This is a genomic window from Streptomyces sp. NPDC094032 (assembly GCF_040303965.1).
Lineage (GTDB): Bacteria > Actinomycetota > Actinomycetes > Streptomycetales > Streptomycetaceae > Streptomyces.
Map to the genome: position 1 here is coordinate 231,455 of NZ_JBEOUE010000004.1, position 17,323 is coordinate 248,777.

Annotated in this window: 19 protein-coding genes; 12 read left to right on the forward strand and 7 right to left on the reverse strand. The window is 71.4% G+C overall.

Annotated elements, in window-relative coordinates:
- Positions 1-47: 47 nt before the first annotated feature.
- The 6 genes from ABTZ54_RS09160 to rfbB all read right to left on the reverse strand — a co-directional run bounded on the left by ABTZ54_RS09160 (position 48) and on the right by rfbB (position 5,349).
- Complete coding sequence (locus tag ABTZ54_RS09160; RefSeq protein WP_351658914.1) at positions 48-956, reverse strand: glycosyltransferase family 2 protein; 909 nt, start codon at positions 954-956, stop codon at positions 48-50.
- Positions 953-1,687, reverse strand: coding sequence for a glycosyltransferase family 2 protein (locus tag ABTZ54_RS09165; protein WP_351658917.1), 735 nt, complete (start codon positions 1,685-1,687; stop codon positions 953-955). The genes ABTZ54_RS09160 and ABTZ54_RS09165 overlap by 4 nt, the downstream gene beginning before the upstream one ends.
- Entirely contained in the window at positions 1,684-2,064 is a 381-nt protein-coding gene (locus tag ABTZ54_RS09170; RefSeq protein WP_351658920.1) for a DUF2304 domain-containing protein, read from the reverse strand. Before ABTZ54_RS09170 ends, ABTZ54_RS09165 begins: the two co-directional genes overlap by 4 nt.
- Positions 2,065-2,216: 152 nt before the next feature.
- Positions 2,217-3,485: a lipopolysaccharide biosynthesis protein gene (locus ABTZ54_RS09175; protein ID WP_351658922.1), complete on the reverse strand. Its 1,269-nt coding sequence runs from the start codon at positions 3,483-3,485 to the stop codon at positions 2,217-2,219.
- Entirely contained in the window at positions 3,482-4,363 is an 882-nt protein-coding gene (rfbD, locus tag ABTZ54_RS09180) for a dTDP-4-dehydrorhamnose reductase (RefSeq protein WP_351658925.1), read from the reverse strand. Before rfbD ends, ABTZ54_RS09175 begins: the two co-directional genes overlap by 4 nt.
- Entirely contained in the window at positions 4,360-5,349 is a 990-nt protein-coding gene (gene rfbB, locus ABTZ54_RS09185; protein ID WP_351658928.1) for a dTDP-glucose 4,6-dehydratase, read from the reverse strand. The genes rfbD and rfbB overlap by 4 nt, the downstream gene beginning before the upstream one ends.
- Positions 5,350-5,452: 103 nt before the next feature.
- On the opposite strand from rfbB, the gene rfbA reads away from it, so the two are divergent.
- From rfbA to ABTZ54_RS09225, 8 genes are all read left to right on the forward strand, one after another.
- Positions 5,453-6,331, forward strand: coding sequence for a glucose-1-phosphate thymidylyltransferase RfbA (gene rfbA, locus ABTZ54_RS09190; RefSeq protein ID WP_351658931.1), 879 nt, complete (start codon positions 5,453-5,455; stop codon positions 6,329-6,331).
- Positions 6,332-6,348: 17 nt separating this feature from the next.
- Positions 6,349-6,954 carry a dTDP-4-dehydrorhamnose 3,5-epimerase gene (gene rfbC, locus ABTZ54_RS09195; protein WP_351658934.1) on the forward strand — a complete coding sequence of 202 codons (606 nt, stop codon included), beginning with the start codon at positions 6,349-6,351 and terminating at the stop codon, positions 6,952-6,954.
- A 107-nt stretch (positions 6,955-7,061) separates the two neighbouring features.
- On the forward strand, positions 7,062-8,051 hold the full coding sequence (gene galE / locus ABTZ54_RS09200) for a UDP-glucose 4-epimerase GalE (protein ID WP_351658937.1): 990 nt from the start codon (positions 7,062-7,064) through the stop codon (positions 8,049-8,051).
- A 68-nt stretch (positions 8,052-8,119) separates the two neighbouring features.
- Positions 8,120-9,256, forward strand: a complete 1,137-nt coding sequence (gene proB / locus ABTZ54_RS09205) for a glutamate 5-kinase (RefSeq protein ID WP_351658940.1) — start codon at positions 8,120-8,122, stop codon at positions 9,254-9,256.
- 182 nt (positions 9,257-9,438) lie between these two features.
- Complete coding sequence (locus tag ABTZ54_RS09210; protein WP_351658943.1) at positions 9,439-9,924, forward strand: DUF8830 family protein; 486 nt, start codon at positions 9,439-9,441, stop codon at positions 9,922-9,924.
- Between the two features lie 123 nt (positions 9,925-10,047).
- Positions 10,048-11,331, forward strand: coding sequence for a glutamate-5-semialdehyde dehydrogenase (locus ABTZ54_RS09215; protein ID WP_351658946.1), 1,284 nt, complete (start codon positions 10,048-10,050; stop codon positions 11,329-11,331).
- Positions 11,332-11,408: 77 nt separating this feature from the next.
- Positions 11,409-11,984 carry an SCO2584 family spore wall biosynthesis protein gene (locus tag ABTZ54_RS09220; RefSeq protein WP_351658949.1) on the forward strand — a complete coding sequence of 192 codons (576 nt, stop codon included), beginning with the start codon at positions 11,409-11,411 and terminating at the stop codon, positions 11,982-11,984.
- A 79-nt stretch (positions 11,985-12,063) separates the two neighbouring features.
- Entirely contained in the window at positions 12,064-13,140 is a 1,077-nt protein-coding gene (locus tag ABTZ54_RS09225) for an SCO2583 family membrane protein (protein WP_351658952.1), read from the forward strand.
- Here ABTZ54_RS09225 and ABTZ54_RS09230 read toward each other — a convergent pair.
- Positions 13,125-14,258 carry a M48 family metallopeptidase gene (locus ABTZ54_RS09230; RefSeq protein WP_351658955.1) on the reverse strand — a complete coding sequence of 378 codons (1,134 nt, stop codon included), beginning with the start codon at positions 14,256-14,258 and terminating at the stop codon, positions 13,125-13,127. The two genes, ABTZ54_RS09225 and ABTZ54_RS09230, sit on opposite strands and share 16 nt — an antisense overlap.
- A gap of 128 nt (positions 14,259-14,386) precedes the next feature.
- Between ABTZ54_RS09230 and ABTZ54_RS09235 the strand changes: the two genes are divergently transcribed.
- The 4 genes from ABTZ54_RS09235 (at position 14,387) to ABTZ54_RS09250 (ending at position 17,322) form a co-directional block, all read left to right on the forward strand.
- On the forward strand, positions 14,387-14,638 hold the full coding sequence (locus tag ABTZ54_RS09235) for a hypothetical protein (RefSeq protein WP_351659189.1): 252 nt from the start codon (positions 14,387-14,389) through the stop codon (positions 14,636-14,638).
- Between the two features lie 83 nt (positions 14,639-14,721).
- Positions 14,722-14,886, forward strand: a complete 165-nt coding sequence (locus tag ABTZ54_RS09240) for a hypothetical protein (protein WP_046905622.1) — start codon at positions 14,722-14,724, stop codon at positions 14,884-14,886.
- Between the two features lie 53 nt (positions 14,887-14,939).
- Positions 14,940-15,560 (forward strand): nicotinate-nucleotide adenylyltransferase, encoded by a 621-nt coding sequence (gene nadD / locus ABTZ54_RS09245; protein ID WP_351658958.1) that lies wholly within the window; start codon positions 14,940-14,942, stop codon positions 15,558-15,560.
- 19 nt (positions 15,561-15,579) lie between these two features.
- On the forward strand, positions 15,580-17,322 hold the full coding sequence (locus ABTZ54_RS09250) for an LCP family protein (protein WP_351658961.1): 1,743 nt from the start codon (positions 15,580-15,582) through the stop codon (positions 17,320-17,322).
- Position 17,323 lies beyond the last annotated feature (1 nt).

Consider the following 17,323-nt stretch of genomic DNA (forward strand, 5'->3'; position numbering starts at 1 on the left):
TCAATACCGTGGAATCTGACGTGGGAGACAGGGGCATGACCGCCGGGTCAGCGCTGACTCGTGGACAGGGCGTAGCCGAGGAGCGTGCGTATGGTCTGCGTCTGGCCGTGGCGCAGTGCCGCCGGAAGCATTGTCAGCGCGTGCAGCCGCATGGACAGGTGCCGACGCGCGGCGCGCGCGGCCTTCGGCCAGCCGTGCCGGTCGAGATCGTCGGCCACCTCGTTGAAGAACCGCACGGCCTCGCCGAAGCGGGCGCCGGAGACGGCCTCGGAGGACGACAGGCTGCCCGAGTGGCGCCGGTAGCGGAACGCGGTGGCCGGCTCGACCACCAGCTTCTCGCCGCGCCGGATCAGCTCGATGATCAGGGCCAGGTCCTGGATGACCGACAGGTCCTCCCGGAAGCTGACCGCCTTGACGGCGTCGGCGCGCCACACGATCGACGGGAAGTAGAGCCAGTTGCCGCCGAGCAGGTTCGCGGCCAGCGGCTCGCCCGACAGGACCAGCCGGCGGCCCTCGTCCTTCGGCGCGTACAGCCGCTTCTTGACCTGGTCGCCCAGGGTGCTCGACGGGGCGCCGTGCTCGTCGATGACCTCGACGCCCGGCTGGTAGATCGCCGCGCCGGGCTCGGCCTCGATCGCGGCGCGCATCGTCTCGACGTAGGTGGGCAGCAGCAGGTCGTCGCTGCCCAGCATGGAGAAGTACGGGGACTCGACGAGGTCGACGCACTTGCGGAAGTTCTTGGTGATGCCGAGGTTCTGCTCGTTGCGCATATAGCGGACGCGGCTGTCGCCGAGGGAGGCGAACCACTCGGGTACGCCCTCCTCCTTGCCGTCGTCGACGACGGTCAGCCGCCAGTCCCCGTCGGTCTGGTCGAGCACACTGCGGACGGCGGCCTGCATCAGCGCGGTGTCGCCGTAGTGCGGCAGCATGATGTCGAGGGTGCCCACCACGGTCACTTGACCTTCCCCTTGGGGCCGAGCGCGGACCGGCGGCTCATCGCGAGCAGCAGGATCATGCCGATGCGGCCCAGGTAGAGGGTGGCCTTCCACGGCGACTGGCTCGGGGTGCCGGTCGCGCGCGGACGCATCGCGACGGGCACCTGCTCGATCTTGTAGCCGGCCCGGACCACGGCGATGGAGGACTCCACCGTGTCGCCCAGGTACTCCACCGGGTACCAGTGCGCGAAGACGTCGATCAGGTCGCGGTTGGAGGCGCGGAAGCCCGAGGTGACGTCGGTCAGCTTGGTCTTGGCCATCCGCGAGAGCCAGAAGGCGAGGACGAGCATGGCCCACTTGCGCGGGCCGCGGGTCTCGTAGTCGCCGGTGCCGGCGAAGCGCGCGCCCATGACGAGGTCCGCGCCGCCGTCGAGGCGGGCCAGCAGCTCGGGCACGTTGCGCGGGTCGTGCTGGCCGTCCGCGTCGACCTGGATGGCCACGTCGTAGCCGCGGTCGTGCGCGTAGCGGTAGCCGGCGCGCATCGCGCCGCCGACGCCGAGGTTGTACGGGAGCGTCATCACGGTCGCGCCGGCGCCGCGCGCCTTGGCGGTGGTGTCGTCGGCGGAGCCGTCGTCGACGACGAGGACATCGACGCCCGGGAGGGTCGTGAAGACCTCCTTGACGACGTCGGCGACGCCCTCGCCCTCGTTCCACGCGGGCATGATGATCAGTACGCGCTTGCCGTCGATCACTTGCCGTTCCCCCGCCCGGCCGACTCGGCCTTCTCCGACTCGGCCAGCTGCGCGCGCAGTTCGTTCACGTCGATGCGGAGCAGGGCCACCTCCTCCGAAAGAGTGCGGCCCTCCTCTTCGAGGTGGCCCACCTCCCAGCTCAGCTGGAGGCAGACGATGAAGAGGAACGCGACGCTGAGGAAGAGGATGAGGCTGACGCCGGAGGCGACGCCCACGGTGCGGGCGATCGAGTCCAGGCCGCTCGGGAAGAAGCCGAGCGGGATGATCACCAGACCGGTGAGCACCCACAGGAACGCGTACTTCTCCTTGAGCTTGCGGCGGCGCAGCAGCTCCACGATGCACGCGACGAGAAAGACTCCGGTGACCGAAGTCAGCATCCACAGCTTCACGCATGGCTCCGGTGTATGGGACGACTCATGGAAAGGGCCTGTCTACTCTTCCAGGGGTGGGCGGCTGGAGACGGAGCCACCGGATTGCAGTCCACTGTCCGTCGCGATGGTCACGGAGAGTGAGGGAATGGTGATCATTCCTATGAGTGCACCGAACGGTAGCCTACACGAGAGCGAAGGATGAGAGTCATGTAGGCGACGACCGCGAGCGACCCTACGGCGTAAGCGACTTCGACCCTGGTACGCAGCTCCAGAGGACTGAGAGTGACCGCCATCAGGACGCATGTACCGACCACCCACGCGACCAGCTGCTGCCGTGCCGCGCCACTCGTGAGCAGCGCCTGACCGAGCACCATCGCCAGCATGTAGAGCAGCGTGCCGAGCGAGAGCCACGCGAAGTCCACCGGCCCGAGCACGTCCGGCGAACCGAACAGCACCGGCAGCAGGACCGGCCCCAGCGCGACCGCGCCGATGCCGAACGCCGCCCCGAGACCCGCCGTGAGCCCGCAGGCCCGCAGCAGCAGCCGGCGGTAGGCGGGGGCGTCGCCCTCGGCCTGCGCCGTGGAGAGCCCCGCGAGCAGCGAGGCCTGGAAGGCGCCGAACGCGAACAGCGGCACCCGCGCCAGGACCAGCGCCGACAGCAGCGCGGCCACCAGGGCACTGTCGTCCGTCGAGATCAGCTTGGTGCTGATCACCGCGATGTTGACGAGCACCTGCGCCAGCAGCGTCGAACCGACCAGCAGCCCCAGGTGCTCGATCAGCTCCCGCCACCGCGCCGTGGAACCCGCCTTGGCCCCGCGGAACACCGGCGGCAGCGTCACGGCCACCGCGATCAGCGGCGCCGCGGCCATCACCACGGCGAACGCGAAGGCCGAGGTCACCCCGGCCAGCGCCATCCCCACGGACAGCACGATCCGCAGCAGACCGTCGAGCCCGAGCTGGAGCCCGTACGCCTCGAAACGGCCGAGCCCGGCCAGCACACCGCGGGTCACATGGGCGCAGGCCAGCGCCGCGAAGGCGCCGCCCACCGCGAGGACCAGGCTCTCGTCCCCGTGGAAGAAGAGGTCGGCGAGCTGTCCGGAGAACAGCGCCAGCGGCAGCAGCACCGCCGCGAGCAGCCCGAACGAGAGCGCCGCGCCGCGCCGCAGCACGGGCAGCGCCCCGTCGCCGGCCACCACGCGGGCGGCCACCACGCGGGTGATCTCCTGCTCGACCGGGAAGAACAGACCGAGGCCTATGGAGGCCACGGCGGTCCACAGCACCGAGAAGCTGGCCATGTCGTCGACGGAGAGCGAGTGGCCCGCCGCCGCGAGATGCACGTAGTTGGCCCCGCCGAGCACCACGGTGCCGATGCCGACGAAGGCGGTGCCGCGCGGCAGCGCCGTGCCGATCCGGTCGAGCAGACTCACGCGCCGGACCGTCCGCCCGGAGCCATGGTCCGCAGCGCCTCGGTGAGCTGCTCGCGCCAGTGCGGCTGCACCGGCACGCCCGCCTCGGCCCAGCGCTCGTGCGCGAGCACGCTGAAGGAGGGCCGGCGCGCCGGGCGCACGAACTTCTCCGAGGTGGTCGGCCGCACCCGCTCCGGGTCCAGGCCGGTCAGCTCGAAGGCCGCCCGCGCCAGGTCGAACCAGGTCGCCGTCTCGGAGGCGGTGCCGTGGTAGACGCCCGCCGGGGCCCGGCCCGCGACGGCCGCCTCGCCCAGCGCGCGCAGCTGGCGGGCCAGCGCACGCGTCCAGGTCGGCTGGCCGCGCTGGTCGTCGACCACGTCGACGGTGTCGAGCCGCTCGGCCAGGCCGAGCATGGTCGACACGAAGTTGCGGCCGTGCGCCCCGTACAGCCACGCGGTACGCACCACGTAGCCGCGCTCGGGCAGCAGCTCGGTGACGGCCAGCTCGCCCGCCAGCTTGCCGCGGCCGTAGGCGTTCACCGGGGAGGTGGGCGCGTCGTGCCGGTACGGCTCGGTGGCGTCGCCCGGGAAGACGTAGTCGGTCGAGACCTGGATCAGGACCGCGCCGGACTCGGCGCAGGCCGCCGCGAGGACCCGGGGGCCCTCGCCGTTGATCCGGGTGGCCGCGGCCTCCTCGGCCTCGGCGCCGTCGACGTCGGTCCAGGCGGCGGCGTTGACCACCACGTCATGACCGGCCACCGCCGCGCGGACCGCGGCGGCGTCGGTGATGTCCAGCTCCTGGCGGGTCAGCGCGGTGTACTCCACGCCGCCCTCCGCGAGCACCTCGGCGAGGTCGCGGCCGAGCATCCCGGCCGCACCGGTGATCAGCCAGCGGCTCATGCGGACAGCGCCGCCTTCGCCTTGAGCGGCTCCCACCAGGCGCGGTTCTCGCGGTACCACTGCACGGTGGAGGCGAGGCCCTGCTCGAAGGTGACCTGCGGCGTGTAGCCGAGCTCCTCCTGGATCTTGGCGATCGACAGGGAGTAGCGCAGGTCGTGGCCCTTGCGGTCCTCGACGTGCTCGACCATGTCCCAGCCGGCGCCGCAGGCGTCAAGGAGGAGACCGGTGAGCTCCTTGTTGGTGACCTCGGTGCCGCCGCCGATGTGGTAGACCTCACCGGCGCGGCCGCCGCGCAGCACCATCTCGATGCCACGGCAGTGGTCGGAGACGTGCAGCCAGTCGCGGATGTTGAGGCCCTCGCCGTAGAGCGGCACCTTCTTCCCGTCCAGCAGGTTCGTGGTGAACAGCGGGATCATCTTCTCGGGGAAGTGGTACTGCCCGTAGTTGTTGGAGCAGCGGGTCACGACGACGTCCATGCCGTGCGTGCGGTGGTACGAGAGGGCCAGCAGGTCCGAGCCCGCCTTGGAGGCCGAGTACGGAGAGTTCGGCGCGAGCGGCCAGTCCTCGGTCCAGGAGCCCTCGGAGATCGAGCCGTAGACCTCGTCCGTGGAGACGTGCACGAAGCGCGCGACACCGTGGCGCTTGGCGGCGTCCAGCAGCATCTGGGTGCCCAGCACGTTCGTGGTGACGAACGGGGAGGCGTCCAGGATCGAGCGGTCCACGTGGGACTCGGCGGCGAAGTGCACGACCGCGTCCTGACCGCGCATGGCGTCGTCGACGGCCGCGTAGTCGCGGATGTCGCCGTGGACGAACGTGTAGCCGGGCTTGTCCGCCACCGGGGCGAGGTTCGCCTCGTTGCCGGAGTAGGTCAGGTTGTCCAGGACGGTGACCTGGGCGCCCTTGCCCGAGGGCAGCTCTTCGGAGAGCAGTGCCCGCACGAACTGTGAACCGATGAACCCGGCGCCGCCGGTGACGAGAATCTTCATAAGGGCCACCATTCTATGGGGTGGGCTTCGCCCGTCGTTCCGTGGCCGTTCTCACGGTCGCGATGGTGAACGGCCCGGTGGGGCTGCCGTAGGCTGCGTGCCCATGCGTGGAATTTTGCTTGCCGGTGGTACCGGCTCCCGACTGTGGCCGATCACCCGAGCCGTGTCGAAGCAGCTGATGCCGGTCTTCGACAAGCCGATGATCTATTACCCCCTGTCGACCCTCGTGATGGCGGGGATCAAGGACATCCTGATCATCACAGGACCGGAGGAGCGCCCCCAGTTCGAGCGGCTTCTGGGAGACGGGTCCGATTTCGGACTCAATATCCAGTTCGCCACCCAGGAGCACCCCAACGGAATTGCCGAGGCTTTCGTCATCGGCGAGGAATTCATCGGTGACGAGCCCGTCGCGCTGATCCTCGGCGACAACATCTTCCACGGCTCCGGCCTCGGCCGGCAGCTGCGGGACTACAACGCGCCCGAGGGCGGTGTGGTCTTCGCCCACGCCGTGTCCGACCCCACCGCCTACGGTGTCGTCGACTTCGACGAGAACGGCGTCGCCCGTTCCATCGAGGAGAAGCCGAAGAACCCGAAGTCCCGCTACGCGGTGCCGGGCCTCTACTTCTACGACAGCCGGGTCGTCGAGATCGCCAAGAACCTGGAGCCGAGCGCCCGGGGCGAGCTGGAGATCACCGACGTCAACGCGCACTACCTCGACCGCGGCGAGCTCCACGTCTCGGTCCTGGACCGCGGCACCGTCTGGCTCGACACCGGCACCTTCCAGTCCCTCGTCCAGGCCTCCGAGTTCGTCCGCGTGGTCGAGGAGCGCCAGGGCATGAAGATCGGCTGCCTCGAAGAGGCCGCCTGGCGCGCCGGGTTCATCGACGACGACCAGCTGCGCGCCCTCGCCGAGCCGCTGACCAAGAGCGGCTACGGCGACTACCTGATCGACCTGCTGGCCTACGAGGCCGAGAAGGCCTGAGAGGACCGAACGTTTCCATGAAGGTCAACCCCCTTGGTATCGAGGGCGCCTGGGAGTTCGTCCCGCAGCAGTTCGGGGACGCCCGGGGCCTCTTCCTGGAGTGGTACAAGGCCGAGCGCATGGCCGAGGCCGTCGGCCACCCGCTCGACCTGAAGCAGGGCAACCTCTCCGTCTCCTCGGCCGGTGTCGTGCGCGGCATCCACTTCGCCGACGTGCCGCCCGGCCAGGCCAAGTACGTGACCTGCGTGCGCGGCGTGGTGCTCGACATCATCGTCGACGTACGGGTCGGCTCGCCGACCTTCGGCCAGTGGGAGACCGTGCGCCTCGACGACAAGGACCGCAAGGCCGTCTACCTCTCCGAGGGCCTCGGCCACGGCTTCTGCGCGCTCACCGACGACGCGACCGTCACCTACCTCTGCTCCGAGGGGTACGCCCCCGAGCGCGAGCGCACGATCCACCCGCTGGACCCGGAGATCGGCATCGAGTGGCCGGTCGAGGGCGAGCCCGAGCTGTCCGCCAAGGACGCCCAGGGCCCGACCCTCGCGCAGGCGCTGGAGGCCGGCATCCTGCCGGTGTACGAGGAGTGCGTGGCCTTCCGGGCCTCGCTGGCCGAGCGCGGCTGAGCCCCTCCGCCTCCCCGCACGACCCGCTCGTGACCCGGCCCGGCGATTCCCCACGGGGATTCGCCGGGCCGCCGTCGTTCCGTACCTCCGCGCGTTAGGCTGCCCGAATGACGTGGCTCATCACCGGCGGCGCCGGCTACATCGGTTCCCATGTCGTCAAGTCCATGACCGAGGCGGGCGAGCGGGTGGTCGTCCTGGACGACCTCTCCTCCGGCGACCCGGCCAGGGTCCCCGCGGGCGTACCGCTGGAGCGCGGCACCGTCCTCGACCGGGACCTCCTCGACCGGGTCCTCGCCGAGCACGGGATCCGGGGGATCGTCCACCTCGCCGCGAAGAAGGCGGTCGGCGAATCCGTCGAGCGCCCGCTCCACTACTACCGCGAGAACGTGACGGGCCTGACGGTCCTGCTCGAAGCGGCCGCCGCGGCAGGCGTCGACTCCTTCCTCTTCTCCTCCTCCGCCTCGGTCTACGGCACGCCCGACGCCGACCTGGTCACCGAGGACACCCCCTGCGCGCCGCTCAGCCCGTACGGCGAGACCAAGGTCGCCGGCGAGTGGCTGGTCCGCTCGGTCGGCCGCGCCCACTCCATGGCCACCGCCTGCCTGCGCTACTTCAACGTCGCGGGCACCGCCACCCCCGAGCTCGCCGACACCGGCGTCTTCAACCTCGTCCCCATGGTCTTCGAGCGCCTCGACGCCGGCCGGCCGCCGCTGGTCTTCGGCGACGACTACGCCACCCCCGATGGCACCTGCGTCCGCGACTACATCCACGTCGCCGACCTCGCCGAGGCCCACCTCGCCGCCGCCCGCCGGCTCGCCGAGCTCGCCGCCGCCGGGGACCACCGCGACCTCACCCTCAACATCGGGCGCGGAGAGGGCGTTTCGGTCCGGGAGATGATGGACCTGATCCGCGAGGTCACCGGCCTGACCGTGGAGCCCGAGGTCGTCGCCCGCAGGCCCGGAGACCCGGCGAAGGTGGTCGCCTCCGCCGAGCGGATCTCCGCCGAGCTGGGCTGGAAGGCCCGCCACGACGTCCACGCGATGATCTCCTCGGCCTGGGCCGCGCACACCGGCGGCGCCGTCCAGCAGCCGGAATAGAGGGGCGCCGCCGAAACGCACTCGCGTAGATTGCGCGACGGACAGCCGAGGCGAGCACTACAGGCACGATGGGGTCGACGCAGGTGACAGTGGCAAGGCAGTACGTGACGGAAGCCCGCAGGATCGTCGTGAAGGTCGGCTCGTCCTCGCTGACCACCGCCTCCGGCGGCCTCGACGCCGACCGGGTCGACGCCCTCGTCGACGTGCTCGCCAAGGTCCGCAGCGGCGGCGAGAAGGAGATCGTCCTGGTCTCCTCCGGCGCCATCGCCGCCGGCCTCGCCCCGCTCGGCCTCACCCGCCGCCCCAAGGACCTGGCCCGCCAGCAGGCCGCCGCCAGCGTCGGCCAGGGACTGCTCGTCGCCCGCTACACCGCCTCCTTCGCCCGCTACGGCGTACGCGTCGGCCAGGTCCTGCTCACCACCGACGACACCAGCCGCCGCGCCCACTACCGCAACGCCTACCGGACCCTCGACCAGCTGCTCGCCATGGGCGCCCTGCCGGTCGTCAACGAGAACGACACCGTCGCCACGGACGAGATCCGCTTCGGCGACAACGACCGGCTCGCCGCCCTCGTCGCCCACCTCGTCCGCGCCGACCTGCTGGTCCTCCTCTCCGACGTGGACGGGCTCTACGACGGCGACCCGGCCAAGCCCGGCACCGCGAGGATCGCCGAGGTCACCGGGCCCGCCGACATCGCCCATGTCGAGATCGGCTCGGCCGGCAAGGCGGGCGTCGGCACCGGCGGCATGGTCACCAAGGTCGAGGCCGCCCGGATCGCCGCCGCCGCGGGCATCCCCGTCGTCCTGACCTCCGCGAGCCGCGCCGCCGACGCCCTCGCCGGCCGCGACACCGGCACCTACTTCCACCGCACCGGCCGCCGCTCCGCCGACCGGCTCCTCTGGCTCGCGCACGCCTCCACCCCGAGGGGCGCGCTGACCCTCGACGACGGCGCCGTCCGGGCCGTCGTCGAGGGCAAGAAGTCGCTCCTGGCGGCCGGGATCGCCGCCGTCGAGGGCGAGTTCACCGCCGGCGACCCGGTGGAACTCCGCGACACCGAGGGCCGCGCCGTAGCCCGCGGCCTGGTCAACTTCGACGCCAAGGAGCTGCCCCGGCTCCTCGGCCGCTCCACCCACGAGCTGGCCAGGGAGTTCGGCCCGGAGTACGAGCGCGAGATCGTCCACCGCGACGACCTGGTCGTGATGTGAACCGGCGTCTTGTGAACCGAAACGGCTGAAAGTCTGGTCATCCGGTAGGGACCTTTACCAAAACCGCCCCACGCACCGCCCCGGGCTGGTCAACTTTGTCTCGGGGGCACGGAGAGGGCGGGGAACACCAGCACGCGTACACGCAGCAGCACGCAGCACAGGCATCACACAGGAGGCCGCCGGTGAGACGAGCGCGCCCAGGGGCACTGCCCCGCGGGACGGCCGAACGCGCCCTGACGAGCGTCGAGGCCGGAGCCGACTTCGACGAGTTCGACGCGTCCGACACGACAGACCAGACGACGGAAGCCCGGCCCCCGGACCGGGAGCTGTCCAAGCTCTGGCACATCACCCTCAGTGTCTCCGGCGCGGAGGCCCCGCTGAAGGAGGTGCGCCGCGCCCTGGAACAGCTGGCCCACGACCACCCCTTCCTGCTGACCAGCCGCTACGCCAACGACCACGCCGAGATCCGCTACTGGGAGGAGGCCCGCGACCTCCACGACGCGGCGGCCGTCGCCCTGCGGCTGTGGGGCGAGCACCGGCAGAGCGCCAAGCTGCCGCCGTGGGAGATCGTCGGCCTGGAGGTCATCGACCGGGAGACCTACCACCAGCGGATCGCCGAGGGCTACGGCCCCCCACCGGCAGCCCCGGTCGGCGTCCACCCGTACTGACGTACTGACGTACCGACGTCCTGGCGGGAGCCGGACGGGGGCCGCCCCGGCGCACGTCTCGCAGTACGGGACGGGCGAGGCATACGTGAGGGATGTCCGCAGAGGTGCCAGTACCCTGCGGGCATGACCTCGCTCACGCCCTTCGACAACATGTCCCCGGTCGCCCAGGCCGCCTACCGGGCCCGCGCCGCGGCCGCCGATATCGCGCCACTCCCGCGCGCGACGAAGGACGACGCCCTGCTCGCCGTCGCGGACGCCCTGGAGGTCCGCACGGCCGAGATCGTCGAGGCCAACGCCGAGGACATCGCCCGCGCCCGCGAGGCCGGCACCAGCGAGGCCATCATCGACCGGCTCACCCTCACCCCCGAGCGGGTGCGGGCCATCGCCGAGGACGTCCGGCACGTGGCCGCCCTGCCCGACCCGGTCGGCGAGGTCGTCCGCGGCTCCACCCTCCCCAACGGCATCGACCTGCGCCAGGTCCGCGTCCCGCTCGGCGTCGTCGGCATCATCTACGAGGCCCGGCCCAACGTCACCGTGGACGCCGCCGCCCTCTGCCTCAAGTCCGGCAACGCCGTCCTGCTCCGCGGCTCGTCCTCCGCGTACTCCTCCAACACCGCCCTGGTGAAGGTCCTGCGCGACGCCGTCGGCGGCTCCGGACTGCCCGCCGACGCCATCCAGCTCGTGCCCGGCGAGTCCCGCGAGTCCGTGCGCGAGCTGATGCGCGCCCGCGGCCTGGTCGACGTCCTGATCCCGCGCGGCGGCGCCTCCCTGATCCGCACGGTCGTCGAGGAGTCCACCGTCCCCGTCATCGAGACCGGCACCGGCAACTGCCACGTCTACGTCGACGCCCAGACCGACCTGGACATGGCCGTCGAGATCCTGGTCAACTCCAAGGCCCACCGGGTCAGCGTCTGCAACGCCGCCGAGACCCTCCTGGTCCACCAGGACGTCGCCGCCGCCTTCCTGCCGCGCGCCCTGGACGCCCTCGCCGACGCCGGCGTCACCGTCCACGCCGACGAGCGCGTCCTCGCCCTCGCCGAGGGCACCAAGGCCACCGTCGTCCCGGCCACCCCCGAGGACTGGGAGACCGAGTACCTCTCCTACGACATCGCCGCCGCCGTGGTCGACTCCCTCGACAAGGCCGTCGAGCACATCCGGCTCTGGTCCTCCGGCCACACCGAGGCCATCGTCACCACCTCCCAGGCCGCGGCCCGCCGCTTCACCCAGCTGGTCGACTCGACCACGGTCGCCGTGAACGCCTCCACCCGCTTCACGGACGGCGGACAGTTCGGCTTCGGCGCCGAGATCGGCATCTCCACCCAGAAGCTGCACGCCCGGGGCCCCATGGGCCTTCCGGAGCTCACCTCCACCAAGTACATCGTGACCGGCGACGGTCACGTCCGGTAACCGGAACGCCGTATCCGGGGCAGGGACAGTTCGCGCTCTCCCTGCCCAAAACCCCCTCCCAGGTCTACTCTGAAACCGTGCCGGACGACGTGGGGGGCACGCCGTTCCAGGACGGCCCCGACCCCGATGACTCTGTCGACCGCGGAGGCGCGGACGACTTCGCCGCCGTGGTCTTCGACGAGGACTTCGTCCGGGCCGCCACCGTCCACGAGCCGACCGCCGTCGAGCGCCTGCTCGCCGCCGCCCAGGCCCGCGCCGAGGCGGAGGCGGCCCGCGCCCGGGCCGTCGCGGGACTCGCCGACGACGAGCTCTACGAGGACGGCTACGCCGGCGAGACGCGCCGCTACGCGGACGGCTACGACCCGGACACAGCCGACGACGACTTCGGCCCCTACGGCCCCCACGGCGGCGCCCTGCGCCCCTACAAGGGCAGCGCCCGCTGGCACCGGCCGGTCGCCTGGGTGCTCGCCCTGGTGATGGGCGTCGGCATGGTCGCCCTCGCCTTCAGCGCGGTCTACCGCGGTGCCTCCGCCAACCGCCAGGACCGCATCCCGCCGCCCGCCAGCAGCGGCGTGGACAAGCCCCGCGCGGTCCCGTCCGGCGCCACCGTGCCCTCCGCGCCCGCCGTTCCTGCCGCGCCCGGCGCCCCCTGACCCCCGTCCGCCGGGCTTCCTCGGAAGTTGTCGCGCACCTCGGCGTTTACCGGGGCTTCCGCAGACCTACCCTGAAGGTATGGCAGGGCGTGGCGACCCGCCTGAGGGGACCCCCGAGGGGCTCCCCGGCGGTGAGGACGAGTACGGATCCCTTGTCTTCGACGAGGCGTTCGTCCGCGCTGCCCGGCTCCAGGAGTTCTCCGCCCAGGAACGGATGGGGGAGCACGCCCAGGCCGTCAGGTCCCGCCCCTCCTGGGAGGGCCGGAGCGGCTCCCGGCAGGCCCTGATGCTGGTGCTGCTGATCCTGCTGGCCTTCGGCACCGCGGTCTATCTCGGCGTCCGCAACCCCTATCAGGCCCCCGTCGACCAGCCGGCCGAACCGCTGCGGACCACGGTCGTCCCGCTCGCCCCGCAGGGCCCCGTCACCGGCGGCCAGCCCGACCGCCTGTTCGCCCACAGCCCCGCCGCCGAGTACCCCAGCGGCGCCGCCGGGATCAACTTCCCGCTGACCGGCCGCACCCCCCATTTCTCCGAGAGCCAGGTCCTGTCCGCCCTCGGCATCGCCAAGGAATATCTGGTCGCCTCCTCCCTCGAACCCGGCGTCCTCACCGGCGCGACCGTCCGCCCGGCCCGGCTCCTGGTCGACCCGGACCAGCTGGAGCAGTTCGACCGGAGCGTCGAGCAGCCCCAGGACGACGGCCGGCACGCCGTCGCCGGCTGGCTGGTGCGCTTCGACCCCCACCAGGTCGCCCTCGCCGCCCCGTCCGCCCGCGTCCACGGCACCCTGCGCGTCGTGGAGATCGACACCGACCTCCTGGAGGTCACGGCGGACCACACCTTCACCTACGCGGTCCGCCCCGCCGGCCCGGACACCGGCCCGACGGCCCAGGCCTCGCTGTTCACGGTCCACCGCGAGCTGCACTTCCGCTTCGACCGCGAGGACCTGCGGATGCACCGCGCGGAGCTGCTCAGCAGCACCGTCCAGGCCGGCCCGCAGGCCTGCGGCGCCGACACCACCGGCTCGCTGCACCCGCTGCTCGCGGGCGAGCGCGCCGACCGGTCCCGCCAGGCGGGCACGGACCCCTACGCGACGGGCCGGCCCACCACCTCCGCGCTCTGCGGGACGCTCGCCCCGAGCGCTCAGCCCTCGCTCTGACCGCCCTTGGCTCCCTTGCCGCCGTCGTCGGTGCCGCTCTCGTCGGTGCTGCCGTCCGTGCCGCTGGTGCCGCCCGTGCCGCCTCCGAAGCGGCCGAACAGCTTGCCGCCCAGGTCGCCCGCGAGGTCCCCGGCGCCGCCGGCTATGTCGTTGACCAGCTTCATCAGCGGATCCTTGCTGCCGCGCACAGTCTCGGCGTAGTGCCGCCCCGACTCGCGGAAGGAGTCGGTCACCGAGGTGTCCTTGTCCTCGGACCGCTTCGGGTAGTGCCCGTCCATGATCCGCTGGTAGTCGCGGGTCTCGGACCACTTCTTCAGCTCGGCCGCCCGGACCGTGGTGAACGGGTGCGAGCGCGGCAGCACGTTCAGGATCTTCAGCACGGAGTCGCGCAGGTCGCCGCCCTTCTCGTACTCGTCGGCCTGGGCGAGGAACGCGTCCACGTTCATCTCGTGCAGGTGGTTGCCTCCGGCGATCTTCATCAGGCCGCGCATGGAGGCCTGGATGTCCTGTCCCACGAGCAGCCCCGCCCGGTCCGCCGAGAGCTCCGACTTGCGGAACCACTCGCGCAGGGCGGTCACGATCGCCATGATCGCGACGTTGCCCAGCGGTATCCAGGCGACCTTCACGGCCAGGCTGGTGAGGAAGAGCAGGATCGTCCGGTAGACGGCGTGGCCCGACAGCGCGTGGCCCACCTCGTGTCCGACGACCGCCCGCATCTCCTCCTCGTCGAGCAGCTCCACGAGCCCGGTGGTGACCACGATGATCGGCTCGTCCAGGCCGATGCACATCGCGTTGGGCTTGGGGTCCTGCGTGACGTACATCGGCGGGACCTTCTCCAGGTCCAGGATGTAACACGCGTCCCGCAGCATGTCGTTGAGATGGGAGAACTGCGCGTCGCTCACCCGCACGGAGTCGGAGAGGAACAGCAGCCGCAGGCTCCGCTCGGGCAGCAGCCCGCTCAGCGCCTTGAAGACGGTGTCGAAGCCGCTCAGCTTGCGCAGCGCGACCAGCGCCGAGCGGTCGGCAGGGTGTTCGTAGGCCCGCGAGGAGATACCGGCGAAGCGCTTGCGCCGCCGCCCGGGAAGGTTCTCGTGCCCGTTGTCGGTCTTCTCGGTCATGGATGCCCCCAATTCGTACGAGTCGGTGCTCGTCCCCCTGACGCAACCCAGACTAGGCGAGGGGGCTACCGTGTGCCGGAGCCTGTGGATAACTCGGGCACCGCGGACAACCGAGGAGCACCACCGCCATGACGGACCACGCGACCACCGCCGTCACCACCCTGCTCGCCACGACGGAGCAGCAGGGCCCCGGCAACACCCTCCGCATCGTCCTGCTCGTCTCGATCGTGGGCGGTGCCCTGCTGGCCTGGTTCCTGCTGCGGGGCTACGGAGGCGCCGACGACAACGACACCGGTGCCGGGAACGATGACGGTGCCGCGAACGTCAAGATCGCTGAGAACGCTGTCAAGGAAAACCGCGCCGGTGACGCCAACGCCTGAGTCGGCGTGAGCGCGCCGCGACGTCCCGCATACGATGTGCGCGAAGTCTCCGCTCCCATCCCCGATCGAAGGTCCTGCCGAAGATGAGCCTCCACGCCACCGCCGCCAACCTGGTCACGCTCGCGAACGAGGGTGCCGAGCACGGCGGCAACCACGAAAGCCTCAGCCCGTACGTCACGGGTGGCGGCGCCCTCCTCGCGCTGCTGCTTCTGCTCTGGATCACCACCCGCTTCAACCGCGACCGCTGAGCCGAGAGGCCGCTGATCCGGCGTCCGACGCCGTGCCAGTAGGCTCTGCACGCATGGGAGAGCAGGAAGTGCCTACTGGCGGCCGCGCCAAGCGCCGACTCGGCGTGATGGGCGGAACGTTCGATCCGATCCATCACGGACACCTGGTGGCCGCCAGTGAGGTGGCCGCCCTGTTCCACCTCGACGAGGTCGTGTTCGTACCGACCGGGCAGCCGTGGCAGAAGAGCCACAAGGCCGTCTCGGCCGCCGAGGACCGCTATCTCATGACGGTCATCGCGACCGCCTCCAACCCGCAGTTCTCGGTCAGCCGCATCGACATCGACCGCGGCGGTCCGACGTACACCATCGACACGCTGCGGGATCTGCGCTCTCTCAACAGCGACTCGGACCTCTTCTTCATCACCGGCGCCGACGCGCTCTCGCAGATCCTCACCTGGCGGGACGCCGAGGAGCTGTTCGCGCTCGCCCACTTCATCGGCGTCACCCGCCCGGGCCACGACCTCACCGACGACGGCCTGCCCAAGGGCGGGGTCTCGCTGGTCGAGGTCCCCGCGCTCGCCATCTCCTCCACCGACTGCCGGGTGAGGGTCGCCCAGGGCGACCCGGTCTGGTACTTGGTTCCGGACGGCGTGGTGCGCTACATCGACAAGCGCCAGCTGTACCGCGGCGACTGAGCCTCGGGGAGGGGCACCGGTGAACGACCAGCAGAACCCGTACGACCCGTACTATCCGCAGCCGCAGATCATCGGCTACGACGAGTACGGGCAGCCGGTGTACCAGCAGCAGGTGCCGCAGCAGCACTACGACCCGTACGCGCAGCAGCCGCAGGGCCAGCAGGCCTACGGCTACGACCCGTACGGGCAGCCGCAGCAGCAGGTCCAGCCGCAGCAGCCCGTCCAGCAGCCGCAGTACGACCCGTACGCCCAGCAGACCTCGTACGACTACCAGCAGTACGACACCGGCCGGCAGGACTACGCCGCCCAGCCGCAGCACCCGGCGCAGCCGGCCCAGCCCGCGCAGCCGGTCCAGGAGGACCACACCGGGCAGCAGTGGGCCGTCCGGACCGAGGCCGTCCCCGTCGTACCGCCGCCGGTCGCGGCGCCGGAGGCCGCGCCGCCCGCGCCCCAGGCCGGTGTGCCCGGGCAGCGCCCGGCGCCGGAGGACGACGGGCGCGCGTACCGCACCGAGCAGTTCTCGTTCATCGAGGAGCCCGACGAGGACTCCGAGGACGTCATCGACTGGCTGGCGTTCACCGAGAGCCGGTCCGAGCGGCGCGAGGAGGCCCGGCGCCGCGGCCGCAACCGTGTCGTCGCCCTCGTGGTGGCCCTCGTCCTCGCCGTGACCGGCGGCGTCGGCTACCTCTGGTACGCCGGGATGCTGCCCGGCACCTCCGGCGACGAGCAGAAGAAGAACACCGCCACCGGCCCGCAGAAGCGCGACACGATCATCGTCCACCTGCACAACACCACCGGCGGCGGCACGTCCACCGCGCTCCTCGTGGACAACACCACCACCAAGCAGGGCACCACCGTGCTGCTGCCCAACTCCCTCGCCGTCGCCGACGACGAGGGCTCCACCACCACGCTCGCCAAGTCCGTCGAGGAGGACGGCTCCAGCGGCACCCGCGAGGCGGTCGGCAACCTGCTCGGCGCGAAGATCGCCGGTACCTGGCGGATCGACACCCCGTACCTGGAGAACCTCGTCGAGCTCGTCAGCAGCATCGACATCACCACCGACACCGAGGTCCCCGGCGCCAAGCCCGGCGCCGATCCGCTGGTCAAGAAGGGTGAGAACCAGACCCTCAACGGCCGCGCCGCCGTCGCCTACGCCACCTACAAGGCGCCCGGCGAGGCCGAGGCCAAGCAGCTCCAGCGCTTCGGCCAGGTCATGTACGGGGTGCTGCGGAAGATCTCCGACGACCCCAAGGCCGCCACGGTCACCATCGAGACCCTCGCCCAGATCCTCGACCCGTCGCTGCCGGAGAAGGACCTCGGCGCCTCCCTCGCCAAGCTGGCCGAGCACGCCAAGGTCGGCGACTACAAGACGGCCGTCCTGCCCGTCGAGTCCGACGGCTCGCTGAGCGAGGCCACCGGCGACAGCGTGGTCAAGGACATCCTCGGCGGCAAGGTCACCGCCCCGGAGCAGGGCGCGGCGACCCGCGTCGCGATCCGGGACGCCAGCGGCTCCGACGCCACCGACTCGGCCCGCGTGGTCCTGAACAACGGCGGCTACGTCGTGGTCGGCGGCACCAAGGCCGACACCCAGGAGAAGTCCCAGGTGATCTACGGCGACGACGCCCAGAAGGCGAACGCGGTCGAGGTCGCGAAGACCCTTGGCCTGCCCGCCGGATCCGTCACCAAGGGCAAGGCCGCCGGAAACGCCGAGGTCACAGCGGTGCTGGGGCAGGACTACAAGGCTCGCGGAGCCGGCCGGTGAC

Bases quoted from the DNA above. Each gene is read 5' to 3' on its own strand.
- ABTZ54_RS09225 (WP_351658952.1), top strand. From the start codon at position 12,064: ATGGCAGGGCGTGGCGACCCGCCTGAGGGGACCCCCGAGGGGCTCCCC.
- rfbB (WP_351658928.1), bottom strand. From the start codon at position 5,349: ATGAAGATTCTCGTCACCGGCGGCGCCGGGTTCATCGGTTCACAGTTC.
- ABTZ54_RS09215 (WP_351658946.1), top strand. From the start codon at position 10,048: ATGACCTCGCTCACGCCCTTCGACAACATGTCCCCGGTCGCCCAGGCC.
- galE (WP_351658937.1), top strand. From the start codon at position 7,062: ATGACGTGGCTCATCACCGGCGGCGCCGGCTACATCGGTTCCCATGTC.
- ABTZ54_RS09230 (WP_351658955.1), bottom strand. From the start codon at position 14,258: ATGACCGAGAAGACCGACAACGGGCACGAGAACCTTCCCGGGCGGCGG.
- proB (WP_351658940.1), top strand. From the start codon at position 8,120: ATGGGGTCGACGCAGGTGACAGTGGCAAGGCAGTACGTGACGGAAGCC.
- rfbA (WP_351658931.1), top strand. From the start codon at position 5,453: ATGCGTGGAATTTTGCTTGCCGGTGGTACCGGCTCCCGACTGTGGCCG.
- nadD (WP_351658958.1), top strand. From the start codon at position 14,940: ATGGGAGAGCAGGAAGTGCCTACTGGCGGCCGCGCCAAGCGCCGACTC.
- ABTZ54_RS09170 (WP_351658920.1), bottom strand. From the start codon at position 2,064: ATGCTGACTTCGGTCACCGGAGTCTTTCTCGTCGCGTGCATCGTGGAG.
- ABTZ54_RS09235 (WP_351659189.1), top strand. From the start codon at position 14,387: ATGACGGACCACGCGACCACCGCCGTCACCACCCTGCTCGCCACGACG.
- ABTZ54_RS09240 (WP_046905622.1), top strand. From the start codon at position 14,722: ATGAGCCTCCACGCCACCGCCGCCAACCTGGTCACGCTCGCGAACGAG.
- rfbD (WP_351658925.1), bottom strand. From the start codon at position 4,363: ATGAGCCGCTGGCTGATCACCGGTGCGGCCGGGATGCTCGGCCGCGAC.
- rfbC (WP_351658934.1), top strand. From the start codon at position 6,349: ATGAAGGTCAACCCCCTTGGTATCGAGGGCGCCTGGGAGTTCGTCCCG.